At 71.5% G+C, this 25,324-nt stretch carries 25 protein-coding genes; 12 read left to right on the plus strand and 13 right to left on the minus strand.

Annotation, left to right across the window (positions count from 1 at the left end):
• Nucleotides 1-52: 52 nt before the first annotated feature.
• Genes ACIQWX_RS41200 through ffh form a run of 3 tightly spaced genes read right to left on the minus strand, consistent with a single transcriptional unit; the run spans nucleotide 53 to nucleotide 3,432 of the window.
• Entirely contained in the window at nucleotides 53-775 is a 723-nt protein-coding gene (locus ACIQWX_RS41200; protein WP_400883393.1) for a lysostaphin resistance A-like protein, read from the minus strand.
• Between the two features lie 45 nt (nucleotides 776-820).
• Nucleotides 821-1,897 (minus strand): amidohydrolase family protein, encoded by a 1,077-nt coding sequence (locus ACIQWX_RS41205; protein ID WP_400883395.1) that lies wholly within the window; start codon nucleotides 1,895-1,897, stop codon nucleotides 821-823.
• Nucleotides 1,894-3,432, minus strand: a complete 1,539-nt coding sequence (gene ffh / locus ACIQWX_RS41210; protein WP_400883397.1) for a signal recognition particle protein — start codon at nucleotides 3,430-3,432, stop codon at nucleotides 1,894-1,896. The genes ACIQWX_RS41205 and ffh overlap by 4 nt, the downstream gene beginning before the upstream one ends.
• 217 nt (nucleotides 3,433-3,649) lie before the next feature.
• Between ffh and ACIQWX_RS41215 the strand changes: the two genes are divergently transcribed.
• Complete coding sequence (locus ACIQWX_RS41215; protein ID WP_400883398.1) at nucleotides 3,650-5,440, plus strand: ABC transporter ATP-binding protein; 1,791 nt, start codon at nucleotides 3,650-3,652, stop codon at nucleotides 5,438-5,440.
• 9 nt (nucleotides 5,441-5,449) lie between these two features.
• A complete protein-coding gene (locus ACIQWX_RS41220) occupies nucleotides 5,450-5,917 on the plus strand; it encodes a MarR family winged helix-turn-helix transcriptional regulator (RefSeq protein ID WP_400883400.1) in 468 nt (155 codons plus the stop codon).
• A 264-nt stretch (nucleotides 5,918-6,181) separates the two neighbouring features.
• On the opposite strand, the gene ACIQWX_RS41225 is transcribed toward ACIQWX_RS41220, so the two are convergent.
• Complete coding sequence (locus ACIQWX_RS41225) at nucleotides 6,182-7,054, minus strand: Ku protein (RefSeq protein ID WP_400883402.1); 873 nt, start codon at nucleotides 7,052-7,054, stop codon at nucleotides 6,182-6,184.
• 53 nt (nucleotides 7,055-7,107) lie between these two features.
• Complete coding sequence (locus tag ACIQWX_RS41230; protein WP_400883404.1) at nucleotides 7,108-7,467, minus strand: hypothetical protein; 360 nt, start codon at nucleotides 7,465-7,467, stop codon at nucleotides 7,108-7,110.
• Nucleotides 7,468-7,588: 121 nt separating this feature from the next.
• Between ACIQWX_RS41230 and ACIQWX_RS41235 the strand changes: the two genes are divergently transcribed.
• From ACIQWX_RS41235 to ACIQWX_RS41260, 6 genes are all read left to right on the plus strand, one after another.
• Complete coding sequence (locus tag ACIQWX_RS41235) at nucleotides 7,589-8,173, plus strand: TetR/AcrR family transcriptional regulator (protein ID WP_400883407.1); 585 nt, start codon at nucleotides 7,589-7,591, stop codon at nucleotides 8,171-8,173.
• 23 nt (nucleotides 8,174-8,196) lie between these two features.
• Nucleotides 8,197-8,943, plus strand: a complete 747-nt coding sequence (locus ACIQWX_RS41240; RefSeq protein WP_400883410.1) for a glucose 1-dehydrogenase — start codon at nucleotides 8,197-8,199, stop codon at nucleotides 8,941-8,943.
• A gap of 534 nt (nucleotides 8,944-9,477) precedes the next feature.
• Nucleotides 9,478-10,782 (plus strand): diguanylate cyclase, encoded by a 1,305-nt coding sequence (locus ACIQWX_RS41245; protein ID WP_400883412.1) that lies wholly within the window; start codon nucleotides 9,478-9,480, stop codon nucleotides 10,780-10,782.
• Between the two features lie 67 nt (nucleotides 10,783-10,849).
• Complete coding sequence (locus ACIQWX_RS41250) at nucleotides 10,850-11,452, plus strand: TetR/AcrR family transcriptional regulator (protein WP_400883415.1); 603 nt, start codon at nucleotides 10,850-10,852, stop codon at nucleotides 11,450-11,452.
• Complete coding sequence (locus ACIQWX_RS41255) at nucleotides 11,449-12,111, plus strand: VC0807 family protein (RefSeq protein ID WP_400883418.1); 663 nt, start codon at nucleotides 11,449-11,451, stop codon at nucleotides 12,109-12,111. The genes ACIQWX_RS41250 and ACIQWX_RS41255 overlap by 4 nt, the downstream gene beginning before the upstream one ends.
• Nucleotides 12,104-13,432, plus strand: coding sequence for an FAD-dependent oxidoreductase (locus tag ACIQWX_RS41260; RefSeq protein WP_400883421.1), 1,329 nt, complete (start codon nucleotides 12,104-12,106; stop codon nucleotides 13,430-13,432). The genes ACIQWX_RS41255 and ACIQWX_RS41260 overlap by 8 nt, the downstream gene beginning before the upstream one ends.
• Before the next feature lie 212 nt (nucleotides 13,433-13,644).
• On the opposite strand, the gene ACIQWX_RS41265 is transcribed toward ACIQWX_RS41260, so the two are convergent.
• The 3 genes from ACIQWX_RS41265 to ACIQWX_RS41275 are packed head-to-tail and all read right to left on the minus strand — an operon-like array spanning nucleotide 13,645 to nucleotide 17,688.
• Entirely contained in the window at nucleotides 13,645-15,954 is a 2,310-nt protein-coding gene (locus ACIQWX_RS41265) for a [protein-PII] uridylyltransferase (protein WP_400883424.1), read from the minus strand.
• A gap of 10 nt (nucleotides 15,955-15,964) precedes the next feature.
• The gene (locus ACIQWX_RS41270) at nucleotides 15,965-16,303 is read right to left on the minus strand and encodes a P-II family nitrogen regulator (protein WP_086677886.1); all 339 of its coding nucleotides are present in this window, start codon (nucleotides 16,301-16,303) and stop codon (nucleotides 15,965-15,967) included.
• A complete protein-coding gene (locus tag ACIQWX_RS41275; RefSeq protein WP_400883427.1) occupies nucleotides 16,300-17,688 on the minus strand; it encodes an ammonium transporter in 1,389 nt (462 codons plus the stop codon). Before ACIQWX_RS41275 ends, ACIQWX_RS41270 begins: the two co-directional genes overlap by 4 nt.
• A 173-nt stretch (nucleotides 17,689-17,861) precedes the next feature.
• Between ACIQWX_RS41275 and ACIQWX_RS41280 the strand changes: the two genes are divergently transcribed.
• Nucleotides 17,862-18,713 (plus strand): putative RNA methyltransferase, encoded by an 852-nt coding sequence (locus ACIQWX_RS41280; protein WP_400883430.1) that lies wholly within the window; start codon nucleotides 17,862-17,864, stop codon nucleotides 18,711-18,713.
• 67 nt (nucleotides 18,714-18,780) lie between these two features.
• Nucleotides 18,781-19,524: a (2Fe-2S)-binding protein gene (locus ACIQWX_RS41285; RefSeq protein ID WP_400883433.1), complete on the plus strand. Its 744-nt coding sequence runs from the start codon at nucleotides 18,781-18,783 to the stop codon at nucleotides 19,522-19,524.
• Nucleotides 19,525-19,530: 6 nt separating this feature from the next.
• Here ACIQWX_RS41285 and ACIQWX_RS41290 read toward each other — a convergent pair whose 3' ends face one another.
• From ACIQWX_RS41290 to ACIQWX_RS41310, 5 genes are all read right to left on the minus strand, one after another.
• Entirely contained in the window at nucleotides 19,531-20,388 is an 858-nt protein-coding gene (locus tag ACIQWX_RS41290) for a sigma-70 family RNA polymerase sigma factor (RefSeq protein ID WP_400883436.1), read from the minus strand.
• A gap of 111 nt (nucleotides 20,389-20,499) precedes the next feature.
• The gene (locus ACIQWX_RS41295; protein ID WP_400883439.1) at nucleotides 20,500-20,913 is read right to left on the minus strand and encodes a PPOX class F420-dependent oxidoreductase; all 414 of its coding nucleotides are present in this window, start codon (nucleotides 20,911-20,913) and stop codon (nucleotides 20,500-20,502) included.
• A gap of 61 nt (nucleotides 20,914-20,974) precedes the next feature.
• Nucleotides 20,975-21,412: a VOC family protein gene (locus ACIQWX_RS41300; RefSeq protein WP_400883442.1), complete on the minus strand. Its 438-nt coding sequence runs from the start codon at nucleotides 21,410-21,412 to the stop codon at nucleotides 20,975-20,977.
• Complete coding sequence (locus tag ACIQWX_RS41305; protein WP_400883445.1) at nucleotides 21,409-22,707, minus strand: serine hydrolase; 1,299 nt, start codon at nucleotides 22,705-22,707, stop codon at nucleotides 21,409-21,411. Before ACIQWX_RS41305 ends, ACIQWX_RS41300 begins: the two co-directional genes overlap by 4 nt.
• A gap of 39 nt (nucleotides 22,708-22,746) precedes the next feature.
• Entirely contained in the window at nucleotides 22,747-23,277 is a 531-nt protein-coding gene (locus tag ACIQWX_RS41310; protein WP_400883448.1) for a DUF3887 domain-containing protein, read from the minus strand.
• 278 nt (nucleotides 23,278-23,555) lie between these two features.
• On the opposite strand from ACIQWX_RS41310, the gene ACIQWX_RS41315 reads away from it, so the two are divergent.
• Nucleotides 23,556-24,842, plus strand: a complete 1,287-nt coding sequence (locus tag ACIQWX_RS41315; RefSeq protein ID WP_400883451.1) for an O-acetylhomoserine aminocarboxypropyltransferase/cysteine synthase family protein — start codon at nucleotides 23,556-23,558, stop codon at nucleotides 24,840-24,842.
• Entirely contained in the window at nucleotides 24,839-25,315 is a 477-nt protein-coding gene (locus tag ACIQWX_RS41320; protein WP_400883453.1) for a CoA-binding protein, read from the plus strand. Before ACIQWX_RS41315 ends, ACIQWX_RS41320 begins: the two co-directional genes overlap by 4 nt.
• The last annotated feature ends 9 nt before the right edge of the window (nucleotides 25,316-25,324 follow it).

The following is a 25,324-nucleotide window of genomic DNA, read 5'->3' on the forward strand; positions in this document are numbered from 1 at the left end:
ATGTGATCGCACAGTATCCGTCCGACTACTGTCCACGATCTTCGCAACACCCTCAGTGCGCGACGAACAGCAGCACCGCCGGCGGCAGGTTGTTGGCCGCGTGCGCGATCACCCCGGCGCTCACCCGGCCGGACAGGTGCCGGGCCAGCCCGATGGCGATGCCCTGGCCGATCAGCGCGATCGTGCGCGTCGGCTCGCCGTGCAGCTGCGCGAACACCACCGACGTGAGCAACAGCACCGCCCACGGCGGGACGCGGTGGACCGCCAGCGCCTTCCACAGCGTGCCGCGCACCAGCAGCTCTTCGGTGATCGGCGCGCCGGCGATGACGATCACGGCGGCGAGCACCAGCCAGACGGTGTCGCCCTCGAAGGTGTCGGCGAGGTCGGTCAGCGGGCTGTCGGAGACGTCGTCGGCGCCGTAGACGGCGATCAGCACGAGGTTGAGCCCGTAGCCGACGACCAGCGCGAGGGCGCCGCAGGCGAGGCCGATCCGGACGTCGCGCCAGGTCGGCTTCAGCCCGAAGTCGGCGCGCAGGCCCTCGCCCCAGCGCCACGAGCCGACCGCGGGGCCGAGGCCGAGCAGCAGGTTGGGCACGAACGCCAGGAGCAGCAGCGGGCCGATGTCGTGCAGCTCGAGGGGGTCGAACTCGCCGACGTTGCGGTTGACCCCCGCGGCGATGATCAGGTTGATCAGGTAGTAGCCGGCGATCCCCGCGAAGAACGCCACGAAACACCAGTGCGCCCCCAGCACGCGCCGTGCGCCGTCGTCCGTCACGGGTCCAACGCTAAAGTGCCGACCCCGCAAGGAAATCGGCGGGGTCTACGCGTACACCACTCCGCCGAGCACGATGTGGGAAGGGTGCCGCAGGACGCCCAGGTCCTCGCGCGGATCGCTCGCGTAGACGAGCAGGTCGGCGGGCGCGCCGTCGGCGATGCCGGGGTGGCCGAGCCAGTCGCGGGCACCCCACGACGCGCTCGCGAGCGCCGCCTCGCGGGTCATGCCCGCGCGGTGCAGGGCCTCGATCTCGTCGACGAGCCTGCCGTGCTCGACCATGCCGCCCGCGTCGCTGCCCGCGAAGACGCGTACACCGGCTTCGATGGCGGAAGCGACCATCTCGCCGACGCCGGCGTGCAGCGCCCGCATGTGGTCGGCGTACCGCGGGTACTTGCCGGCCTTGTCCGCGATGCCCGGGAAGTTCTCGATGTTGATCAGGGTCGGGACCAGCGCGACGTCGTTGCGGGCCAGTTCGGCCAGCTGGTCGCCGCTCAGGCCGGTGCCGTGTTCGAGGCAGTCGATGCCCGACGCGATCAGCCCGGGCAGCGCGGCTTCGCCGAACACGTGCGCGGTGACACGGGCGCCGTGGTCGTGCGCGACCTTGACGGCCTCGGCCAGGACGTCGTCCGGCCAGAGCGGCGCGAGGTCGCCGGCGCCGCGGTCGATCCAGTCGCCGACGAGCTTGACCCAGCCGTCGCCGTCCCGCGCCTGCCCGGCGACGGCGTCCGGCAGCTGCGAGGCGTCCTCCAGCTCGATGCCGAGCCCCGGGATGTACCGCTTGGCCAGCGCGAGGTGCTGCCCGGCGCGGATGATCGTCGGCAGGTCGGCCCGCCGTTGCAGCGGCCGGACGTCGATCGGCAGCCCGCAGTCGCGGATCAGCAGCGTGCCCGCGTCCCGGTCCACGACCGCTTGCGACGCCGCCTCTTCGAGCGAGACGGGCCCGCCGACGCCGATGCCGGGGTGGCAGTGCGCGTCGACCAGGCCGGGCACGAGGAAGACGTCCCGGCCGAGGGTCTCGGCGTCCGGCACCGGCTCGAACGAGATCCGGCCGCCGGTGATCCAGAGGTCCCGGGACTCGCCGCCGGGCAGGACCACCCCGGCGGCGTGCAGCGCGGTGCTCAATTGTCCTTGGGGTTCTTCGGCAGCTTGAACTTCGACGGGTCGAAGCCCGGGACGTCGTTCATGCCGCCCAGCTGCGAGAGGTCGGGCATGCCACCCGGCATCTGCCCGCCCGGGGGCAGCATCGGCATGCCGCCGGGGAAGCCGCCGCGGACCTTGGGGGGCGTCGGGCCGCGGCCCTTCTTGCCCTTCTTGCCCTTGCGCGACTTGGAGCCGCCGCCCCCGCCGCCGAAGCCGAACCGGCCGGCCATCTGGGCCATCATCTTGCGGGCCTCGAAGAACCGGTTGACCAGGTCGTTGACCTCGCGGACGGTGACGCCGGAGCCGTTCGCGATGCGCAGCCGCCGGGAGCCGTTGATCGTCTTGGGATCGTCGCGCTCGGCCGGGGTCATGCCGCGGATGATGGCCTGCAGCTTGTCCAGGTGCTTGTCGTCGACCTGGGCCAGCTGGTCCTTCATCTGGCCGGCACCCGGGAGCATGCCGAGCAGGTTGCCGATCGGGCCCATCTTGCGGACCGCGAGCATCTGCTCGAGGAAGTCCTCGAGGGTGAGCTGGCCGCTCGACAGCTTCGCCGCGGCCTTCTCGGCCTGGTCCTGGTCGAAGGCCTGCTCGGCCTGCTCGATCAGCGTGAGCACGTCACCCATGCCGAGGATCCGCGACGCCATCCGGTCCGGGTGGAAGGTGTCGAAGTCCTCGAGCTTCTCGCCGTTGGAGGCGAAGAGGATCGGCTGGCCAGTGATCTCGCGGACGCTCAGCGCGGCACCACCGCGGGCGTCGCCGTCGAGCTTGGTGAGCACGACGCCGCTGAAGCCGACGCCGTCCTGGAACGCCTGGGCCGTGGTCACGGCGTCCTGGCCGATCATCGCGTCGACGACGAACAGGACCTCGTCCGGCTCGACCGCGTCGCGGATGTCGGCGGCCTGCTTCATCAGCTCTTCGTCGACACCGAGGCGACCGGCGGTGTCGACCACGACGACGTCGTGCTGCGCGTGCCGGGCCTCGGCGATCGCGCGGCGGGCGACGTCGACCGGGTCGCCGACGCCGTTGCCCGGCTCGGGAGCGAAGGTGACGACGCCGGCGCGCTCGCCGACGACCTGCAGCTGCGTGACGGCGTTCGGGCGCTGGAGGTCGCAGGCGACCAGCATCGGCGCGTGGCCCTGCTTCTTCAGCCACAGCGCCAGCTTGCCCGCGAGCGTCGTCTTGCCGGCACCTTGCAGACCGGCGAGCATGATCACGGTCGGCGGGTTCTTCGCCAGGTTCAGCCGGCGCGTCTCGCCGCCGAGGATCCCGACGAGCTCCTCGTTGACGATCTTGATGACCTGCTGCGCGGGGTTGAGCGCCTGCGAGACCTCGGCGCCCTTCGCCCGGTCCTTGATCCTCGCGATGAAGGTCTTGACCACGCCGAGGGCGACGTCGGCCTCCAGCAGCGCGATGCGGATCTCGCGCGCGGTGGCGTCGATGTCGGCGTCGGACAGCTTGCCCTTGCGCGTGAGCGTCTGAAGGGCGGCGGTGAGCCGATCGGAGAGGGTGTCGAACACGGGTGTGCACGCTCCAGCTGGGTCGAGAGTGGCGCGCCGAACGAAGCCGGCTCTCCCGAGGGTAGTCGCTCCGGCTCCCCCGCCTCACGGGTACGCGAAGGTCGCGTACGCGATTAGTACACAGAGGTGTACTACATCACGCGCGAGTTCGAGTAAAAGTGGCTTTAACTTCCCTAATTCGCTGGCAACCACTCCGGCGATCGGTAAACATGCGTGTATGACTTCAGCGACCAGACCCCGGCCGTCGCTCGCCGAACCGGCCGCCGACACCGACGATCCGGTCCCCCTCCGGCGGATCGCCGGCCTGTTCCGCGCGCACCGCGGCCCCCTCGCCGCGTTGTTCGCGCTGATCGTCGTGCAGGCCGGGCTCGGGGTGGCCTCCCCGTTCCTGCTGCGCGAGATCCTCGACGACGCCCTGCCCCATCGCGACACGCTGCTGCTGAGCCTCCTGGCGGGCGGGATGATCGCCTGCGCGGCCGGCAGCGCGTCGCTGGGCGTGGCCACCACCGGGCTGTCCAACACGATCGGGCAGCGCGTGATGAACGAGCTGCGCGTGGCGGTCTACGGCCACCTGCAGCGGATGTCGCTCGGCTTCTTCACCCGGACGAAGAGCGGCGAAGTGCTCTCGCGGGTGTTCAACGACATCGGCGGCGTCGACAACGTCATCACGACGACCGCCGGGTCGATGGTGCAGAACGCGACCACGACGATCGCCATCACCGTCGCGCTGATCCTCCTCGACTGGCAGCTCGCGGCGCTCTCGCTGATCGTCGTCCCGCTGTTCCTGCTGTTCACGCTGCGGCTGGGCAAGAAGCGGCGGACGCTCGCCCGCGGCCGGACCCGTCGGATGGCCCGGCTGACGACGATGGTCGAGGAGTCCCTGTCGGTCACCGGCGTGCTGCTCGCCAAGACGATGGGCAACGAACGGGCGATGCGCGAGCGGTTCGGCGAGGAGTCGCGGGAGATCGCGTCACTCGAACGAGCGGCGGCGCTGGCCGGACGGTGGCAGATCGCGTCGCGGGCGATGAGCCTGACCGTCATCCCGGCGCTGGTCTACTGGATCGCCGGGCTGGCGCTGGCGGGCGGGGCGTCCCCGATCTCGCTCGGCACGGTCGTGGCGTTCACCAGCATGCTCAACCGGCTGGTCGCCCCGGCGAGCGCGATGCAGACGATCGGGCAGAACGTGGCGACGTCGAAGGCGCTGTTCGGGCGCATCTTCGAGGTCCTCGACCTGCCGGTGGAGATCGGCGACAAGCCGGGCGCGGGCACGCTGGACGTGCGCCGCGGCGACGTCTCCATGCGCGGCGTCTCGTTCCGCTACGACGACGAAGGCCCGCTGACGCTGCAGGACATCGACCTCGACGTCCCGGCCGGGACCACCACGGCGCTGGTCGGCTCGACCGGCTCCGGCAAGACGACACTCGCCTACCTGGTCGCGCGGCTGTACGAGGTGAGCGACGGGTCGGTGACGATCGACGGCACCGACGTCCGCGACGTCACCCTGGCCTCGCTCGCGGCGGGCGTCGGGATGGTGTCGCAGGAGACGTACCTGTTCCACGACACCGTCCGGGAGAACCTGCGCTTCGCGAAACCGGACGCGACCGACGAGGAGATCGAGGCGGCCGCGAAGGCCGCGCACATCCACGACACGCTCGCCGGGCTGCCCGAGGGCTACGACACCGTCGTCGGCCAGCGCGGCTACCGCTTCTCCGGCGGCGAGAAGCAGCGGATGGCGATCGCGCGGATCCTGCTGCGCAACCCGCCGGTGCTGATCCTCGACGAGGCGACCAGCGCGCTCGACACGCGCACGGAACGCTCGGTGCAGGCCGAGCTCGACCGGCTCGCCGCGGGCCGCACGACGCTGACGATCGCGCACCGGCTGTCCACTGTGGAGCACGCCGACCAGATCGTGGTGCTGCACGAGGGCCGGATCGTCGAACGCGGGACGCACGACGAGCTGCTGGCGCGCGACGGGCGTTATGCCCGGCTGGTCCGGGGAACCGCCTAACCTGGGGCCATGCAGCCCGAACCCGACGTCGCAGCACCGGTCAGCGCGGACCCCGAGCTGGCCGAGCTGGCCCACCGGGTGCGCGAGGGCGTCGGACGGCTGAACTGGCGGATGCGCGCGGAACGGGACCTGAACGGCCCGGGGCCGGCGGTGCTGGCCGTGCTGAGCAGGCTCTACCGGGCGGGCACGCACACGCCGACCGAGCTGGCCGAGGCCGAACGGCTGCAGCCGCAGTCGCTGACGCGGATCCTCGCGTGGGTGACCGAACGGGAGCTGGTGACGCGCACGCCGGACCCGCAGGACGGGCGCCGTTCGCTGGTGAGCATCACGCCGGCGGGCCTCGAGGTGCTGCGCGAGTACAGCATCCGCCGCGAGCGCTGGCTGGCCGGCGCGATCGAGGCGACGCTCTCGCCGACCGAACGGCAGCTGCTGAGCCTGGCTTCGGAACTGATGCTGCGGGTCGCGGACGCCGGATAGCCGCCGCGGAGACCCCTCGATCCCTCCACGGCGGCGATCCGGCGTGCACACCGCCTCCCCGCGGTGCGACGCGGGTTCCGGGAACGGGCCGCTCCTCCGTCGGCCCGCCCCGGAACCCTGGTCCCCGGACGGCTCACCTCCCCAGGGGCCGTCCGGTTCTCCCCCCTGCCTGCGGTCCGGTACCCGCTGGCAGGACGAAGTCTGCCGCGACCGGGTACCCGGTCAGCAGTGGGAGAACCCTCAATTACCCGTGGGTAGTAATACTCAAGGCGTCTTCGTGCGGCTTCGCGTCGCCGCTCGCTTCGCCGTCGTACGCGCCTTCGCCGCTCTCGACGCGGCGGCTTTCGCCTTCGCCACGGCCGCGTTGCGCGCGTCCTCGGCTTCGGACGCCGTCTCCTGCAGCGCCGCCAGCAGCCGCGTGACACCCTCGGCCTGCTCGGCCGCCGTCGGCTGGACGACCTCCGCGCCGTCGATCTTCGCCTGGACCAACGCCTGGAACGCTTCGCGGTAACGGTCGGGGTAGCGGCCGGGGTCGAATTCGCCGGTCAGCTCCTCGACGAGGTGCACCGCGCGCCGGAGTTCACCCGGCCGGATGTCGACGTCGGCGTGGCGGAACGGGAAGTCGGGTGTGCGGACCTCGTCCGGCCACAGCATCGTCTCCAGCACGATCACCTGATCGCGCACGCGCAGCGCGCCGAGGGTCTCGCGGCGGCGCAGCGCGACGGTGACCAGCGCGATCCGGCCGGACTGCTGCAGGGCCTCGCTGAACAGCACGTACGGCTTCGTGCCCGCCGGCTCCGGCTCCAGGTAGTAGCTCTTCGCGAACCAGATCGGGTCGACGTCGGCGAGCGGCGCGAACCCGCGGATCGCGATCGTGCGGCCGGGCATCGGCAGCGACGCGAGCTCGTGGTCCGACAGCAGGACGACGTCACCGCCCGGGACGGCGTACCCGCGGACCATCTGCTCGGGCGGCACCTCGGCGCCGTCGACCTCGCAGACGCGCTTCACCCGGACGCGGCCGCCGTCGGCCTCGTGGACCTGGTGCAGCGGGATCTCACGGTCTTCGGTCGCGCTGTACGCCTTCACCGGAACGGCGTAGCCGCCGAACCCGATCGTGCCCGTCCAGATCGCGCGCATGCGAGCCACCTCCGCAGCTCCCAGGCTAGACAGCGAGCCGCGCGCGCCGACAGCTACAAACGGGTGTCAGGCGCGACGGATTCGCTCACACATTCGAACGACGGCGTGACCTCGTCGAGCGCTTCCGCCGAACAGCGGGCGGCGATGGCGGCCGCGCGGAGCACTTCGGTGACGACCTCGACGTCCAGCGGCGGGGCCGCGGCGAGCGCGTTCGCCCCGCCTTCGACGCGGGCGGCGAGGCCGGCGAGCGCGTGGGAAATGGCTTCCTGACCGGCGACCAGGTGGGCGACGACGTCGGTGAGCTCGGCGGTCGTGGCGCCCGGGCCGCCGCAGCGCAGGCTCGCGGCGAGCTCCTCGGCGCAGGAGCGCAGGTGGGTGGCGACGACCGTCGGCGGCAGCGTCACGTCGTGCACCACTCACCCCCTCGGACCGGTCAGAGCAGCCATGGTGCCACCGCACCCGCTGTCATCGGAGACGACACACCGCCGCCTGCATATTTGACCGACCGTTCTAGTAAGCCGTAGGGTTGCGAGCATGTCCCGGGTCAAGGAGTTCGACGTCGACGAGACGTGCGATGCCGCGCTCACACTCTTCCGGCGTCAGGGTTACGAAGCGACGTCGGTCAGCGACCTCGTCACGCACCTCGGCGTCGCGAAGGCGAGCCTGTACGCCACTTTCGGCACGAAGCACGACTTCTACGTGGCGGCGCTGAAGCGGTACGCCGAGCGGACCGACGCCCGGGTCATGGCCGAGCTGTCGGGACCGGGTTCGGGCGTGGCCGCGGTGCGCCGGCTTTTCGACGGCTACCGGGCGGAAATCCTCGGCGACGAGACCAGGATGGGCTGCTTCGTCGTCAACGCGGCGATCGAACTGCTCCCCCACGACCCCGAGGTCGCGCGGCTGGTGGAACGCAGCTGGGACACCCTCGAGGTCGCGCTCACCATGGCGCTGGAGCGCGGTCGGTCCCAGGGCGAACTTCCGGCCGGCAGCGATCCGGCGTCACTGGCGCGGTTCCTGCTCACCGTCCTGCAGGGCCTGCGCGTCCTGGGCAAGGGCACGGACGCGGCGAGCCGGCTGGACGCCGCCATCTCGCAAGCAATGCGGCTCATTCAAGACTGATCAGACCAGAAAGAAGGTACACGATGGGGGCACGGTTCGCGGGCAAGGTCGTCCTGGTGACCGGCGGCAGCTCGGGCATCGGACGGGACACCGCGCGGGCGTTCGCCGCGGAGGGCGCGACGGTGGTCGTCGCCGGGCGCGACGAGCAGCGGCTCGCCGCCGCGGTGAAGGAGATCGGCGGGGACTCGGTGACGGTCGACGTCACCGATCCGGCGGACGTGGCGCGGATGGTCGGGACGGTCGTCGCGCGGCACGGCGGGCTGCACGTCGCGGTCAACAACGCGGGCATCCTCGGCTCGCCGGCCCCGGCCGCGGACCTCGACGAGGACGGCTTCGACGCGGTGCTGGCCACGAACGTCACGGGGACGTGGCTGTGCTTGAAGCACGAAGTCGCGCACATGCGGGACCACGGCGGCGGCGCGATCGTCAACATCGCGTCGAACATCGGCGCCCACGGGAGGCTGCCGAACATGGCGGCCTACGCGGCGTCGAAGGCGGCGGTGAGCGCGCTGACCCGCACGGCGGCGCGCGACCACATCGCCGAAGGCGTCCGCATCAACGCGGTCAGCCCGGGCGCGACCGACACGGACATGTCACGGCGCCCCGGCGAGACGGACGCCGATCGCGCGGAACGGCTCAAGGGGGCGATCCCGCTGGGCCGGGTGGGAGCCACCGCCGAGGTGGCCGCCGCGGTGCTGTGGCTGGCTTCGGACGAAGCGGCCTTCACCGTGGGGCACGACCTGGTGGTCGACGGCGGGGCGACCGCCTGAGCGGCCCCACCCGGGCCCGCGGCTCCTTCAGGACTCACGGTTGCGCATGGTGACGATCCCCTCTCGTGCGGGATGGACTGGGTGGCGGCGGGTTCAGGACTCGCGGTTGCGCACGGCGCGGCTCCTTCCGGGCGGACGGACGGTTGACCTGCGGGTTCAGGACTCGCGGTTGCGCACGGGGCTCTCCTCTCGCGCGTAGCGGCGGGACGTCGGTTTTCAGGACTCGCGGTTGCGCACGGCACGGCTCCTTTCGGGCGGCGGGACTGGACTGCGGCGGTTCAGGACTCGCGGTTGCGCACGGCAGCTCTCCTCTCGGGCGGTGGGACGGGGGCGGCGGCTCAGGACTCGCGGTTGCGCATGACGGCCTCCTTCCGGCGTCGCGCGGACATCGGCCGGGGCGTCAGGACTCGCGGTTGCGCATGGCGGTCTCCCTTCGCTGCTCCGAACGTGTGGCAATCGTCGATCCGGGTCGCCCGATGTGGTGAAGTGGACGCGGATCGTCAGCTCACCCAGGGGAGTTGCACCGCCTTGAGTATGGACGGCGCCCGTCCGGCCGAACCCCGAGCGGGCCGGATCCGAGGGGCGCTGAACCCTGCTCACTGGACCCTCTGGCGGCAGCGCGGATCGCTGATCTTCTACTGCTTCCTCGTCGAGTCCGTCGCCCTCGTGGCCACCGTCTGGACCGCCGTCGCCGTGCCCGCGCACGGCTGGGACGCGATCGTCTTCGCCGTCCTCGCGAGCCTCGGCGTGCTGCAGGCCGAGCTGGGCCGCAAGATCGAACGCGTCCGCCGTCTGGTGTCCGACACCCCGCACATCAACCTGACGTCGGTCTGGACGTTCGCCGGCGTGCTGCTCCTGCCGCCCGCGCTGGTCACGGCGCTGATCGCCGTCCTGTACACGCACCTGGCGACGCGCAGCCTCGCGCGGATGAAGCGCGTCCCGCCGTTCCGGACGACGCTGAACGCGACGCTGGTCGTCGTCACCTGCTACTCGGCCGAGCTCGTCCTGAGCCGCCTCGGCGTGCCGGACATGTACGCGGCACTGACGGCGGGCTGGCGCGGCGTCACCGCCATCACGCTGGCCGCGGTGACGTACTTCCTGGTCGCGGCGATCACGATCCTCCCGGCGCTGACGATCACCCAGCGCTCGGTCAAGGCGTTCTTCGGCGGCCTCGGCGACAACCTCCTCGAGATCGCGACGCTCTGCCTGGGCCTGCTCACGGCGTTGACGCTGGCGACGCTGCCCGCGCTCGCCCTCGCGATCGTGCCGCCGCTGCTGGTGCTGCACCGGGCGGTGCTGATCAAGCAGCTGGAGATCGCCGCGACGACCGACGAGAAGACGGGCCTGTTCAACACGACCGGGTGGCACCTGCTCGCGTCGCGCGAACTGGCCCGCGCCCAGCGGAGCACGCGCAGCACGTTCGGCGTGCTGATGATCGACCTGGACTACTTCAAGCTGATCAACGACGAGCACGGGCACCTGGCGGGCGACACCGTGCTGCGCGCGGTCGCGGCGACGATCAAGAGCGCGGTCCGCGACTACGACTCGGTGGGCCGCTTCGGCGGCGAGGAGTTCGTCGTCCTGCTGCCGGACATCGGCCCGGCGGCGGTCTTGGCGGTGGCGGAGCGCATCCGCTCGGCGATCGAGTCCCTGCGGGTCGAGTACGAGGACGGCAGCCACATCCGCGCGATCGGCGGCCTGTCGGCGTCCATCGGCGTCGCGACCTACCCGGACGGCGGCACGGCCGTCGACCGGTTGCTGCAGGCCGCGGACAAGGCGCTGTACCGCGCGAAGGACGCGGGCCGCAACCAGGTCGTCGACGGCACCGCCCCCGCCTGATCTCCCCCATTTTCGGCCTCTGACCAGGCGACTTGTCAGATTTGCTCGACTGAGCTAAATTTTGCTCATGCGAGCAAGAACGTTCACCGAGTCCGGCAGGCGGGCCCAGATCGTGCGGGCGGCGATCGCCGTGATCGCCGAAGCCGGTTACCTCAAGGCGTCGTTCAGCCGGATCGCGAAGCACGCCGGCCTGTCGAGCACCGGCATGATCAGCTACCACTTCGCGGGCAAGGAAGACCTGCTCAAGGCGTGCGTCACCGAGATCGAAGAGATCACCGGGGCGTTCATGCAGCCGCGGATCGACGCCGCGGTCGGGCACGTCGCCCAGCTGCGCGCCTTCGTCGAGGCGAACGTCGAGCTCGTCGGCGAGCACGCCACCGAGCTGCGGGCGCTGATCGACCTCGTCAAGAACGCCGGCTCGCAGAGCGAGGCCGTCAACGGGCGGCTCGCGCTGTTCGAAGAGCACTTCCGCACGGGGCAGGCGGCCGGCGCGTTCGGCCCCTTCGACGCCCGGACCGCGGCGCTCTCGTTCACCGCCGGGCTCGACGCCGTCGTCGCCACCGCGGCGGCGAACGTGCCCGAACCCGACGAGCTCAAGCGCATCGGCCGCGAGCTCGCCGACCTGTACGTGCGGGCGACCGCACCCGAATCCGCTGGGGGATCGCAATGATGATCGAGCAGAAGACCGAACCCGACGCCGGCCTGCGCCGGGTCGTCCGCGCCAACGTGCTGAACGTCGTGTTCGAAGTGGTCGTGCCGATGGCGCTGTTCTACGGCCTGCGCGCCGCGGGCGTGAGCCAGTGGTGGGCGCTGATGGCCGGTGTCCTCGTCGCCGCGCCGTACGTGCTGTGGACCATCGCCCGCAACCGCAAGGTCGACCTCGTCGCCCTGGTCACGCTGAGCGTGCTGGTGCTGTCGGTCGTGCTCGGCCTGCTGTCGGACGACCCGCGCACGCTGGTGATCCGCGAAGGCTGGACCGCGGCGCTGGGTGGCTTGTTCGGCGCGTGGATGCTGGTGACGGTCTTCATCGGCCGTCCGGCGCAGCTGACGCTCGGCCGCACGATCGCCGAGGTCAAGCGCGGCGCCGAAGGGGCGGACGCGTGGGCGGGCCGCTGGGACACCGACGCCCGGTTCCGGCGCGGCCTGCGGATCAACACCGCCGCGTGGGGTGCGGTGCTGCTGGGCAGCGCGGTGGTGCACATCGTGCTCGTCTACACGCTGCCGATCGACCTCATCTCGCTGGTCACCAACGTGACGTGGTTCGGCGCGCTGGCCGTGCTGATCGCGTGGCACGTCTGGTACCTCCGCAAGGAGAACCTCGATGCCTGACGTCCTCATCGCGGGCGCGGGCCCGACCGGCCTGCTGACCGCGTTCGAGCTGGAACGCGCCGGCGTCGACGTGCTGGTGGTGGAGCGAGACGCCGAGCCCACCACGCAGTCGAAGGCCCTCGGCCTGCAGCCGCGGTCGGTCGAGGTGCTGGCCGACCGCGGCCTGCTCGCCGCGATCGAGCCGCACGTGCAGGCGAAGCTGCCCGCCGGGCACTTCTCGGGCGTCCCGATCGACTACACCGACCTGCCGACGTGCTTCCCGTACCAGCTCGGCGTGGAGCAGGCCCACGTCACGGCGGCGATCGAGGCGCGGCTGCGCACACCGGTGCTGCGCGACGCGGCCGTCACCGCCGTGACGCAGGACGACGAGGGCGTCACGGTCACCGCGGGCGGCCGCGAGTACCGGGCCGGCTGGCTGGTCGCGGCCGACGGCGGGCACAGCACGGTCCGGACGCTGCTGGGCGCAGCGTTCCCCGGCAGCCCGGCGCGGATCTCGCTGGTCGTCGCGGACGTCACCCTGTCCGCCAAACCGGCCGGCCTGGCCGAGGACTGGACGTTGCCGTCGTCGGGATCGGGCTACCTGCTGCCGCTGTCCGGAGGCCGCTACCGCACGATCGTCTTCGGCGAGGAACAGCAACGGCTCGGCCGCGACGCCCCGGTCACGGTGGAGGAGGTGCAGCGCGCCTTGACCGCGGCGCACGGCCCGGGGGTACTGGTGGGCGAGGTGCTGTGGGCGTCGCGTTTCGGCGACGCGTCCCGTCAGCTGGAGCAGTACCGCCACGGACGCGTGCTGTTCGCGGGCGACGCGGCGCACGTCCATCTCCCGGTCGGCGGCCAGGGTCTGAACCTGGGCCTGCAGGACGCGGTGAACCTGGGCTGGAAGCTGGCGGCGACGGTCCGCGGCACGGCACCGGAGGGGTTGCTCGACAGCTACCACGCCGAGCGCCACCCGATCGCGGCGCGCGTGCTGGTCAGCACGAGAGCCCAGGCGGTCCTGGGCATACCGGACCCGGACGCGGCGGCGGTCCGGCAGGTGTTCACGGAGCTGCTGGCGGTCCCCGAGGCGCGGCGCGCGGTCGCGGCGGAGCTGTCGGGCATCGGCGTGACGTACCCGGGGATCACGGGCCGCGCCGACATCCCTGTTTCGGCGGACGGCCGCGCTGTGCTGGTGGGTGCGGCGGTGCCGCCGGGCTGGGCCGGACGGGTCGAGGGCCGAGAGGGGGCGGCACCTCGGCTCGTCCGGCCGGACGGGTACATCGCTTGGAACGGCGGGCCGGGCTTGGAGGAGAGTTTGCACCGCTGGGTAGGGGCGCCGGCGTAGCGGCCGGGGTTGCCAAGGCCGGGTTGCTTGCGGCACCACCCGAGCCGGGCCGAAGACCGCGACCCGGGCTGCGATCACGAGGGTTGCCGCGAGCCAGCTCACCTCGCGCCTGGGCCGCTGGACCGAAAGCCGCAGCCCCGGCCCGGTCGCCGCAAGCCGACTCACCTCGCAGCCCGCGCCACCGGGCCGAAGGCCGCGGCCCGGCCGTCCGGCTAGGAAGCCGCGGCCTGGATCGCCTGCTCCACCTCGCGCCGCCACCCTGGCTCGATGCGGCCGCTCCGGGGCGTCACCGCGAACGAGTCCACCACCGCGCCACCCAGCGTCGAGACCTTCGCCCAGCGCACCTCCGCGTCGCACCGGCGCAATGCCCCCGCGACCCGGAACAGCAGGCCGATCCGGTCGGCCGCACGCAGCTCGAGGACCACCGTGTCGGGCCCGCTCGTCTCGTCGTCGAACCACAGCACCTTCGGCGCGACCGGAGCCGGCGAACCGTAGTCGCGTTCCTTCGCCGCCAGGCGCTGGGTCAGCGGGAGCGTGCCGGCGACCGCGCGGGCGAACTGCTCGCGCAACAGCGTCGCGTCCGGCAACGACCCGAACTTCGGCGACGCCGTGAACACCCCGGCGCGGCCACCGTCGTGCCCGCGCAGGACCGCCGAATGCACCTCCATCGAGTTCAGCGCCAGCACCCCGGCCGCCGGCGCCAGCAGCTCCGCGCGGGCCGGCACGGCCAGCAGCACCGTGACCACCTTGCCGTGCGCGCTGATCCGGATCTCGCCGTTGCCCGACGCGACGGCCTGCGCGACGAGCTCGCGTTGTTCGTCGTCCATCGGCTCGGGTGCGGTGAAACCCTTGCCGCGCAACACTTCCTCGCAGCCCGTGACGAGCTCGGCGAGCAGCCGCGCCTTCCAGTCCGTCCAGACGCCGGGGCCGGTGGCCAGCGAGTCGGCCTGGGTGAGCGCGTGCAGCAGCTCGACCAGGACGATGTCGCTGTCCAGGGTCTTCACCACGCGCGCGACCGTCTCCGGCTCGCTGATGTCGCGGCGCGTCGCGGTGTGCGGCAGCAGGAGGTGGTGGCGGACCATCGCCGACACCGTCGCCGCGTCCGCCGTGCTCAGCCCGAGCCGCGTCGCGACCTGGGCGGAGATCTTGGCGCCGAGCTCCGAGTGGTCGGCGTCGCGGCCCTTGCCGATGTCGTGCAGCAGCGCGCCGATCAGCAGCAGGTCCGGCCGCGACACCGTCGTGGTCAGCTTGGCCGCCTCGACGCAGGTGCGCACGAGGTGCCGGTCGACCGTCCACTGGTGCACCGGCGACCGCGGCGGGAGGTCGCGGACCGCGCCCCACTCGGGGAACAGCCGGGCCCACAGGCCGGTCCGGTCGAGCGACTCGACCGCGTCGACCAGGCCCTCCCCCGCGCCGAGCAGCTCGACCAGGGCGTTCAGCGCGTCGGGCGGCCACGGCGCACGCAGCTCGGGCGCCGTTTCCCCGAGCGCCTTGAGCGTGCCGAGCGCGATCGGCTTGCCCGTGCGCGCCGACGCGGCGGCGACCCGCAGCAGCAGCGCGGGATCCTTCGCTGGCACGGCGTCACGGGCGAGCGAGACCTCGTTCCCGTGCAGCACAACGCCTTCGGCGAGCGGGGTGCGCGACGGACGTCGCCCGAACCGCGGCTTCGGCAGCTCCACAGTGGACCTGAGTGCGACGTCGAGCGCATACGCGATCGTGCGTCCCGCACCGGAAAGCTTGCGCGCCAACGTGAACCGGTCGCCGAACCCGAGTTCGGCGGCCACCAACTCGGCCTCCGGCGCGGACAGGACGTCCCGTTCGCGCCGGATCTCCCGCCGCAGCTCGGTGCGGACGTCCAGCAGCAGCTCCTTGGCTTCCAGGAGTTCTTCGCCGGGCCGCGCGGTGAGCTGCGCCGCGGCCAGTGCTTCCAGGACGGCGAAGTCCCGCAGGCCGCCCCGCCCGTGCTTGAGGTCGGGTTCGGCGGACTGCGCGATCTCGCCGCTGCGGCTCCAGCGCTGCCGGACCGACGCCGTCATGTCCGGGATCTGCTTGCGCGCGGTGCGGCGCCACTGGTCGCGCGCCGCGGAAACCAGGCGGCCGGACAGCTCGGCGTCCCCGGCGAGGTGCCGGGCGTCGAGCAGGCCCATGGCCGTGCGAAGGTCCTCCGAAGCGACCTTCAGTGCTTCGCCGGGTGTGCGGACCGAGTGGTCCAGCCCGACTTTCGCGTCCCACAAGGGATACCAGAGCGCGTCCGCGATCTCGCCGACGCCGCTGTTGCCGTTGTGCACCAGCAGCAGGTCGAGATCGGAGAACGGCACCAGCTCCCGGCGGCCGAGCCCGCCCACGGCGACCAGCGCGACACCCGGTTCCGCGGTGTCGACGCCGGCCGCCGAGGCTCCCCTGCCCAGCCAGAACTCGTAGAGGTCGACCAGGGCCGCCCGCAGTGCGGACGCCCCCAGCCTCCCGTGCCTGCCCTCGAGCAAACGCTCGGTGGCCTTGACCAGTTCGCCCCCGTCGGCCATCCCGGACGCCCTAGAGAGCGTCCGTGCCGCGCTCGCCGGTCCGTACGCGGATCACCGTCTCGACCGGGGTCACCCACACCTTGCCGTCACCGATCTTGCCGGTGTGCGCGGCCGTCGTGATGGCTTCGAGGACCTTCTCGACGTTGGTGTCGTCCGTGACGACCTCGATCTTCAGCTTGGCCACGAAGTCCACCGAGTACTCCGCGCCGCGGTAGACCTCGGTGTGGCCCTTCTGCCGGCCGTAGCCCTGGACCTCGCTAACCGTCATGCCCAGCACGCCCAGCTGCTCCAGCGCGGAGCGGACGTCGTCGAGCGTGAACGGCTTGACAATCGCCGTGATGAGCTTCATGCCTTGCTCTCCTCGAGTTTCGCGGTGCCGGTGGCGGACTTGACCGGGATGATCGTCGGCTGGCCGAGGCCGCCGCCCGAACCGGTGAAGTCGTACGCGCTCTCCGCGTGCTGTGCCTCGTCGATGCCGGAGACCTCGTCCTCGGTGCTGACGCGGAAGCCGCCCGCCTTCTTGATCGCGAAGCCGATGATGAAGGACAGGACGAAGGAGTACACGAGCACCGCACCGGCTGCCAGCGCCTGGCGACCCAGCTGGGTGAACCCGCCGCCGTAGAAGAGGCCGTCGGCGCCGAGCGCGTTGACACTGGTGGTGCCGAAGAAGCCGATGAGCAGCGTGCCGACGATGCCGCCGACCAGGTGGACGCCGACGACGTCGAGCGAGTCGTCGAGGCCGAGCTTGAACTTGAGCGAGATGGCCAGCGCGCAGACGACACCGGCGATCAGGCCGATCGCGATGGCGCCGAGCGGGCTCACGAAACCACAGGCCGGGGTGATGGCGACGAGGCCGGCGACCGCGCCGGACGCCGCGCCGAGGGTGGTCGGCTTGCCGAACTTGAGCTGCTCGACCAGCAGCCAGCCGAGGACGGCCGCGGCGGTCGCGACGGTGGTGTTGGTGAACGCGACGGCGGCGAGGTCGTTGGCGGCCAGCGCCGAACCGGCGTTGAAGCCGTACCAGCCGAACCACAGCAGGGACGCACCGAGCAGCACGAACGGGACGTTGTGCGGACGGCCGGTGTCCTTCGGCCAGCCCTTGCGCTTGCCGAGCACGATCGCCAGCGCGAGACCCGCGGCACCGGCGTTGATGTGGACCGCGGTCCCACCGGCGAAGTCGAGTGCCTTGAGGTTGTTGGCGATCCAGCCGCCGACGGAGTTTTCGCCGATGAAGCCGTTGAAGGAGAACACCCAGTGCGCGACCGGGAAGTAGACGACCGTCACCCAGATGACGACGAACAGCGTCCAGCCCCAGAACTTCGCGCGGTCGGCGATGGCGCCGGAGATCAGCGCGGGCGTGATGATGGCGAACATCAGCTGGAACATGACGAACGCGAGCACCGGCAGCGCATCGGTGCCGGGCCAGGCCACGGCGGGCGCCGAGTCGGTCGCGGCGACCGCGAAGCCGGCGAGCTTCCCGAAGGTGTTCTCCAAGCCGGCGAAGTGGAAGTTACCGAGCAGGCCACCGAAGGCGTCGTCGCCGAACGACATCGAGAAGCCGTACAGCGCCCACAGCACCCCCACCACGGCCAGCGCGATGAAGTTCATCATCAGCATGTTCAAGACGCTCTTCGCGCGGACCATACCGCCGTAGAAGAAGGCCAATCCCGGTGTCATGAGCATGACCAGCGCGGCGCTGGCCAGTACCCATGCGGTGTCTCCTGCGTTCAGCACATCGTCCTCCCGTGCCCTGGGTCTGTGCGATGGCAGTTTTGGCGCGCGGTGTTTCACGGGGCGGCGCGAGAGGTTTCGCCCGCGTGAACTGTCCACGCCCGGTTGTTACGGCCAGGTTTCCCGGGAGGTGTGCTGGAGTGTCCGGTTGCTTTACGTCGTGGTCGAATATCCCCATGACCCCAGCCGACCACGGGAATGACCCACTGCCACCCCGGGTCGTCGAGGCGTTGCGCTGTTCGGTGTGCGCCGCGCCGCTGAAGGGTGTCGAGCGCACGCTGCGTTGCGCTAAGGGGCACTCTTTCGATCTAGCCCGGCAGGGGTACGTGAACCTGTTGCACGCGCGAATCCCGGCCGGAACGGCGGACACGGCCCCGATGGTCGCGGCCCGCGCGGACTTCCTCGCTTCCGGTGCCTACCGCCCGCTCGCGGACGAGCTGGCCCGCGTCTGCGCGGAGGCCGGCGACCTGGTGATCGACGCGGGCGCCGGAACGGGCTACTACCTGGCGCACGTCCTGGAGTCGGCTCCGGCCGCGTTCGGTCTCGCGTTGGACGTTTCCGCAGTGGCGTTGCGCCGCGCGGCCCGCGCCCACCCGAGGCTGGGCGCGGCGGTGTGGAACCTTTGGGAACCGTGGCCGGTGGGCGACGAGGTGGCGTCGGCGGTGCTGAACGTCTTCGCGCCCCGCAACGGGGCCGAGTTCCACCGCGTCCTGCGTCCCGGCGGGCTGCTCACGGTCGCCGCCCCGGCGCCGGACCACCTCCGCGAGCTGGGCGACCTGGTGCTGTCGGTGGACGAGCGCAAGGAGGAGCGCCTGGACGGCACCCTCGGCGAGTACTTCGCCCGCACCGGACGCACGGAGGTCCGCCGGACGGCGCAGTTGACGCCCCAGCAGATCCGCCAGGCGGTGGAGATGGGCCCGACGGCGTTCCACCTCGATCGCGGCGACCGCCGTTCCCGCCTCGACGCGCTGAGCGAGCCCCAGGCCGTGACGGTGTCCTTCACGGTCTCCACCTACCGCCGGCTGTGAGGTTCCCGAGGGTGCCCCGGTCTTCGCAACGCCGTCCCCGCCTCCGCGATCTGGAAGGCTGGGCGGTGTGAAGCCCGACTGGACCGCGCCCGCGACCCTGCTCGCGGACGCCGAGTGGGTCCGCGCCCGCATCGGCGGCGCGGCCAAGCTCTACGGCTGCGCCGCGCCGGACGTGCTCGGCACGATCTGGTGGTACTCGCTCTCGTCGGTGCTGGTGGCTCCGGCCGTGGAGAGCCTGGCCGCCGCGGCCCGCCCTCCGGCGCCGGCGCCGGAGGGCCGGGTCACGTCGTCCACGCCCTCCTCGCTGTCCTCCGTGTCGTCTGCGTCCTCTGCGCCCGCCGCGCCCGCTGAGTCGGCGCCCTCCGCGCTGGCCGACCCGTCGCTCGACGCCATGGAGATCGACCTCCTCGCCGACGGCCGGTTCCTCGGCGCCCGGTCCACCCGTCCCCTCGCCGGCGGGCTGCCCGAGCTGGGCACCGCATTCGGCGAGGCACTCGGGACCGCCATCGCGACGATCGCCGACGTCACCGGAGCCCGCCCGCGCGCCCTCGGTGCCATCGCCACCGACTCGATCGGCAACCGGCTGCTGTGGACGGCCGATCCCGAACACGCGATGGCCCTGGCCGAGCCGCTCGTCGCCGCGATCGGCTTGGACCTGCCGAAGCCCCGCTTCGTGCGCGTCGGCCGGACACCGGCCGTGCGCCGGGCGTCCTGCTGCCTGATCTACGAGGTCGGCAACCCGAAGTGCGTGAGCTGCCCACGTCAAACACCGGCCGAGCGCGACGCCCGCCTTCGCGCCGCCCTGGGCTGACCCGGATCAGTCGAGGACGGCCAGCTCCAGCCCGCGCAGCCGGTCCGGGTCGGCGATGACCTCGATACCCGCGATCCGGTCGCCGTCGACCCGGAACACCAGGACGACCGACAGCCGTCCTCCGGGCATCCAGAGCAGCCCCGGCGAGCCGTCCACGAGGGCCAGCTCGCTGGTGCGGGCCCGTTCGGAGGCCAGCACCGCGCCCCTGCGCACGTTCTCGACACCGCGCAGCACGACCGGCGCCGGGCTCGGGCCGACGAACCGGTCCGCGTGCAGCACCACGTCCGGGGCGAGGAGCGAGAGCAGCGCTTCGAAGTCGCCGCCACGGGACGCCGCCAGGAACGCCTCGACGACCTTCCGCCTCCGCGGCAGGTCCGCGTCCACCGCGGAGCCGCCCCTGACCCGCCTCCGGGCCCGGCTCGCCAGCTGGCGGGCCGCCGCCGGCGTCTTGTCGATCATCGGCGCGATCTCGTCGAACGGCACGGCGAACATGTCGTGCAGCACGAACGCGACCCGTTCGGCCGGCGCCAGGGCATCGAGCACGACCAGCAAAGCCAGTCCGACCGTGTCGGCCAGTTCCGCCTCCTGCTCGGGGTCCCGGCGATCCTCGCCCTGCTCGGGCCGGCCGTCCAAGGGCTCCTCGCGGTGGTTGCGCCGCGTCCGCAGCATCGACAGGCACACCCGCGCGACGACGGTGGTCAGCCACGCGCCGACGTTCTCGACCTCACCGAGGTCGGTGCGGTCGAACCGCAGCCAAGCCTCCTGGACGGCGTCGTCGGCCTCGCTCGCCGAACCGAGCATCCGGTAGGCGACCGCCCGTAGCCGCGGGCGCTCCTGCTCGAACCGTTCGGTCAGCGTGTCCACCGTGTCCCCGTTCCTTCCGCCGCAGTCGTAGCAGTAGACCCCGCGGCGGCGGCCGATGTGACCGGAACGTGCAGACGTCGTGCGTGACCTGGGTCATCCCGCCCCGGTCAGCTACCCATGAACCACCCTCCTCGGCTCGTACCAGCTCTCGCCAACAGGCTCTCCCGCCATGTTCCAGCTCCACGAGATCCGCGGGGTGATCCGCGTGTACAGCCCGGGCCCCACCAACCCGGTCCGTTCCAGCGGATCGTCCGCCTCGCCGTACACGCGGATCGCCCGCGCGACGAACGGTTGCACCGACACGAGGTCGTCCACCACCAGCGCGACCTTCCGCCGGCCGGCGCCGACGTTGCGGAACTTGCGGGTCGCCGCCACCGCCGCGCCGGTCCCGCCGACCCAGAAGTGCTCGCCGTCGAACTCGAACGCGAGCGGGACGACGTCCGGCTGCCCGCCTGCGCCGAGCGTGGCCACGCGGGCGAGTGGCTGCGAACGCAGGTAGCCGATCTCTTCGTCGGTGAACGTCATCAGCACTCCTTCGTGTCCGGATCCACCTCTTACACGAACGCACCGCGCCCGGATCGACAGCTCAGAGCACGCAGAACTCGTTGCCCTCCGGATCGGCCATCACGACGTGGTCCGGGCGACTGTCCAGAACGTCTTCGCGCAGCACGGTCGCGCCCGCCGCGGTGAGGCGGGCGACTGCTTCGACGACCCGCTCCCACCGTGTCTCCCACGGAACGTCGCGGCCACCACCTGCCTGGACGTCGAGGTGCAGCCGGTTCTTCACGACCTTTCCCTCGGGCACCTTGAGGAAGCTCAGGTTCGGCAGCACACCTTCCGGATCGCTCAGGTAGGCGCCGTCGTCCCATTCCGCCTCGGGCACACCGTGGTGCGAGAACCAGTCTTCCCAGCTCGCGAAGCCCGGGGGTGGTGGCCGCTCGATGTAGCCGAGGGCCACCGCCCAGAACCTCGCCAGCGCGCGGGGTTCCGCGCAGTCGATCGTCAGGCTCCACCGCACCGTCACGGACGAAGCGTAGCCGCGAGGAGCGCCACGGCGCCCTTCGCGACGGCGATTCCCCGTGCCGCCACGTGGTTTTCGTTCAACGCGGTGACCGGGTCCGACACCATGACGCTGGTGACCAGTGACCGGCCGTCGGCCGTGCGCGCCAGGTAGTTCAAGGTCAGCACGCCGGGTTCGCTGCCGCCCTTGAACCAGACCTCGGGGAACTTCGCCCGGTCGAGCCCGAGGCCACCGTCGTTCAGCGACAACGCGTGCCCGATCTCCGGCTGGTCTTCCTTCTTCAGCCCGGAGAACGCCCGGCAGATGTCGTCCGGCGAACCGAACCACTCGATGTCGTCGATCTTCTCGGGTGCTTGCCAGCCCTGCAGGCCGGCGAGCGGAAGCCGTTCCAGCCCGGCGACCGCCGCGGGACGCGCCCAGCGTGGCAGCGCCAGGTAGGCGTCGGCGCGAGCCGGGTACTGGGCGGCCTTGAGCTCGAACATCGCTTTCGTCGTCAGGAACGGGATGTTCGCTGCCGGCCGCTGGTTGCCGAACGCGGTCAGCTGCCGCTGCACGGCGTCCCGCCCCAACCGGTGGATCAGGTGGTCGGTCGCGGTGTTGTCGCTGATCGAGATCATCTTGTCGGCGTAGGCGGACAACGGGAGCCGCGTGCCCGCCGGTTCGTTCTGCAGCACCCCGGACGGCAGGCTCTTCCAGTCGTCCCGGATCGCGAGCTGCTCGGTCCAGGACGCTCGGTGCTCGGCGACCGCCTTGCCGAGCGCGCCCAGGACGTAGAGCTTGAACGCCGAGCCCAACGGCCGTTGCACGTCGTCGCGGACGCCGTGCACGTCCCGGCAACGCCCGTCCGGCAGGATTTCCGACGCACCGAACGACACCCGGCCACCGAGCGCCGCCAGCTGCGCGTCGACCTCCGGCCACGAAGCCGGGACCGGGTCGTCGGGTTTCGCCGTGAGCCCGTCGATCAGCCCGGCCTGGTCCACGTGCAGGCCGAGCAGGTAGTCGTCGGCGGTTCCGTGGACCGCCGCTTCCAGGTGGTCCGGTGCCTCGGTGACGATCCGTTTCACCTGGAGCGGGCCCAGCCCGCCGAGCGCACCGTTGACTCCCGGCGTACCGCCTACCGCGTCCAGCAGGACCTGGGCGACGTGCTCGCGGACCTCGGCGTCCGACACCGGGACGCGCCCGGTCGCGTCGACCACCCACTCGAGCTGCTGCGTCGCCGTGGGCACCTCGGCCGCTTGGGCGGCCGGGGCCACCAGTGCCGCCAGGACCACGACCACGCCCGCTATCGCTGTCTTCATCTCTCCCCCTGCGCTTCCATGGTTCCCCTTGATCTCCGGCTACTCTTCGGGCGGCCGGATCCACAACCCGGCCACTTGGCCGTCTTCCCGGTAGGTCACCTGCACGGTCCGCTCGCCCGCCTCGAAGGCCAGCGGCATGTGGACGACGGTGTAGTCACCCGTCGACCGCGCGTACGGCTCCCCCATTCCCTCGTACCGTCCGACCGATCCGGCCACCTGCGCCCAGGCGAGCTGCAGCTCGTGCTCGCCGACCACGTCGCGCATGCGGTCGTCGAAATCCCGGCGGACTTCCTGCCACTGGCAGCCGACGAACTCGGCCACGAGCTCCCGGGCGCGATCGATCGCGTCCGGTGGCTTCAAGTCCGTCATGGACGCTCCCGTCGTCGGATCGACCGGCCGGCCGAACCGCTGGAAAGCGGCCTGCCGGCTCGTGCCGAGCAGATCGCCGATCTCCTGCCACGTGTGCCCGGCCGTCCTGGCCACGTCCACCGCGTCCCGCAAGGTCTCCTCCGCGTCACGCAGCTTCCGCAACGCTTCGCGAACCGAACCCAGCGGCCCGTGCGCCGGCACGCTGTCAAGAATGTATTGACGATCGGGATGTGTCAAGTCCGTCTTTACGTGCTCTCGCTGTCGACGGGCCGCACTCCGGCACGTAGCATCGCAGTACTGGCGTTTTCGCCCAGAACCTTCGCGAGGTGGCAGCGGCTTGCCACAGGCGGCGCATTTCATGCTTTCGAGTGTAGCGCACGGAATTCCGAATCGTGCTACCGTCGACAGCACGAAATGGCCTCGCCCACCGCCTGGGACGCGTGGCCATCCGACGGGGAGGACGGATACGGTGAGAACCGATGAGTGAACGCACCTGGGGCTTCCGGACCCGCGCACTGCACGCGGGCGGCACCCCCGATCCGGCGACCGGCGCGCGGGCCGTGCCGATCTACCAGACCACGAGCTTCGTCTTCGAAGACGCCGCCGACGCGGCGAACCTCTTCGCGCTGCAGAAGTACGGCAACATCTACAGCCGGATAGGGAATCCGACCGTGGCCGCGTTCGAGGAGCGGATCGCCAGCCTCGAAGGCGCCATCGGCGGCGTGGCGACCGCGAGCGGGCAGGCCGCGGAGTTCCTCACCTTCAGCGCGCTGACCGAAGCGGGCGACCACATCGTGTCGGCGAGCGGCCTCTACGGTGGCACGGTCACCCAGCTCACCGGCACGCTGAGGCGGTTCGGCGTCGAAACGACGTTCGTCAGCGGCGGCATCGACGACTACGCGGCCGCGATCACCGAGCGGACCCGGCTGCTCTACACCGAGGTGATCGGCAACCCCGGCGGCGGCATCGCCGACCTCGCGGCGCTGGCGGATCTCGCGCACTCCCACGACATCCCGCTCGTCGTGGACGCGACGCTGGCGACGCCGTACCTGTGCCGTCCGATCGAGCACGGCGCCGACATCGTGCTGCACTCGGCGACGAAGTTCCTCGGCGGGCACGGGACGACGCTCGGCGGGATCGTCGTCGAGTCCGGGAAGTTCGACTGGGGCAACGGGAAGTTCCCGCGGATGACCGAGACCGTCGACAGCTACGGCGGGCTCAGGTACTGGGAGAACTTCGGCGAGTACGCGTTCTGCACCCGGCTGCGCGCCGAGCAGCTGCGGGACATCGGCGCGGTCCTGTCGCCGCACTCGGCTTTCCTGCTGCTGCAAGGGGTCGAGACGCTTCCGCAGCGGATGGACGCGCACGTCGCCAACGCCCGGGCGGTCGCCGAGCACCTCCAAGCGGATCCCCGGGTGGCGTGGGTGTCGTACGCCGGGCTGCCCTCCCATCCCCACCACGACCTGGCGAAGAAGTACCTGCCCGCCGGGCCGGGCGCGGTGTTCTCGTTCGGCATCGACGGCGGCCGAGCGGCGGGCGAGAAGTTCGTCGAATCGGTGGAGCTGCTGTCGCACCTGGCGAACGTCGGGGACGCACGGACACTGGTGATCCACCCGGCGTCGACCACGCACGCCCAGCTGTCGGAGGAGCAGCTGGCGGCCGCGGGCGTCGGCCCCGACCTGATCCGGCTGTCGATCGGGTTGGAGGACGTCGACGACATCCTCTGGGACATCGACCAGGCGCTGGGCAAGGCGGTGGCCGGATGACGTACGCGGTGGGCGCCGTCGAACGGCGGGCGATTCTCAACCGGACGAAGTCGGTGACGCTGGTGGGCGCTTCTGCCAATCCGGCCCGGCCGAGCTACTTCGTCGCGACGTATTTGCTCTCGTCGACGCGCTACGAGGTCAACTTCGTCAACCCGCGGCTGGACACGCTGTTCGGCAAACCGGTGTACGCCTCGCTCAAGGACGTACCGGGTGGACCGGACCTGGTCAGCGTCTTCCGGAGGCACGACGACCTGCCCCAGGTGACCGAAGAGGTGATCGACGCCGGCGCGCGGACGCTGTGGCTGCAACTCGGGCTGTGGCACGAACCGGCGGCCGATCGGGCGCGGGAAGCCGGATTGGACGTCGTGATGAACCGGTGCGTGAAGATCGAACATGCGCGCTTCGCGGGCGGGCTCCACCTGGCCGGGTTCAACACCGGCGTGATCAGCTCGCGGAGGCAGTCGGCACCGTAGGGAAGAGAA

The sequence above is a fragment of the Amycolatopsis sp. NPDC098790 genome, assembly GCF_044759945.1.
In the GTDB taxonomy this organism is placed as follows: domain Bacteria; phylum Actinomycetota; class Actinomycetes; order Mycobacteriales; family Pseudonocardiaceae; genus Amycolatopsis.

Coding starts and splice junctions, on each gene's coding strand:
- ACIQWX_RS41215 (WP_400883398.1), top strand. CDS start 3,650: ATGACTTCAGCGACCAGACCCCGGCCGTCGCTCGCCGAACCGGCCGCC.
- ACIQWX_RS41220 (WP_400883400.1), top strand. CDS start 5,450: ATGCAGCCCGAACCCGACGTCGCAGCACCGGTCAGCGCGGACCCCGAG.
- ACIQWX_RS41225 (WP_400883402.1), bottom strand. CDS start 7,054: ATGCGCGCGATCTGGACGGGCACGATCGGGTTCGGCGGCTACGCCGTT.
- ACIQWX_RS41235 (WP_400883407.1), top strand. CDS start 7,589: ATGTCCCGGGTCAAGGAGTTCGACGTCGACGAGACGTGCGATGCCGCG.
- ACIQWX_RS41240 (WP_400883410.1), top strand. CDS start 8,197: ATGGGGGCACGGTTCGCGGGCAAGGTCGTCCTGGTGACCGGCGGCAGC.
- ACIQWX_RS41245 (WP_400883412.1), top strand. CDS start 9,478: ATGGACGGCGCCCGTCCGGCCGAACCCCGAGCGGGCCGGATCCGAGGG.
- ACIQWX_RS41250 (WP_400883415.1), top strand. CDS start 10,850: ATGCGAGCAAGAACGTTCACCGAGTCCGGCAGGCGGGCCCAGATCGTG.
- ACIQWX_RS41255 (WP_400883418.1), top strand. CDS start 11,449: ATGATGATCGAGCAGAAGACCGAACCCGACGCCGGCCTGCGCCGGGTC.
- ACIQWX_RS41260 (WP_400883421.1), top strand. CDS start 12,104: ATGCCTGACGTCCTCATCGCGGGCGCGGGCCCGACCGGCCTGCTGACC.
- ACIQWX_RS41265 (WP_400883424.1), bottom strand. CDS start 15,954: ATGGCCGACGGGGGCGAACTGGTCAAGGCCACCGAGCGTTTGCTCGAG.
- ACIQWX_RS41270 (WP_086677886.1), bottom strand. CDS start 16,303: ATGAAGCTCATCACGGCGATTGTCAAGCCGTTCACGCTCGACGACGTC.
- ACIQWX_RS41280 (WP_400883430.1), top strand. CDS start 17,862: ATGACCCCAGCCGACCACGGGAATGACCCACTGCCACCCCGGGTCGTC.
- ACIQWX_RS41295 (WP_400883439.1), bottom strand. CDS start 20,913: ATGACGTTCACCGACGAAGAGATCGGCTACCTGCGTTCGCAGCCACTC.
- ACIQWX_RS41305 (WP_400883445.1), bottom strand. CDS start 22,707: ATGAAGACAGCGATAGCGGGCGTGGTCGTGGTCCTGGCGGCACTGGTG.
- ACIQWX_RS41315 (WP_400883451.1), top strand. CDS start 23,556: ATGAGTGAACGCACCTGGGGCTTCCGGACCCGCGCACTGCACGCGGGC.
- ACIQWX_RS41320 (WP_400883453.1), top strand. CDS start 24,839: ATGACGTACGCGGTGGGCGCCGTCGAACGGCGGGCGATTCTCAACCGG.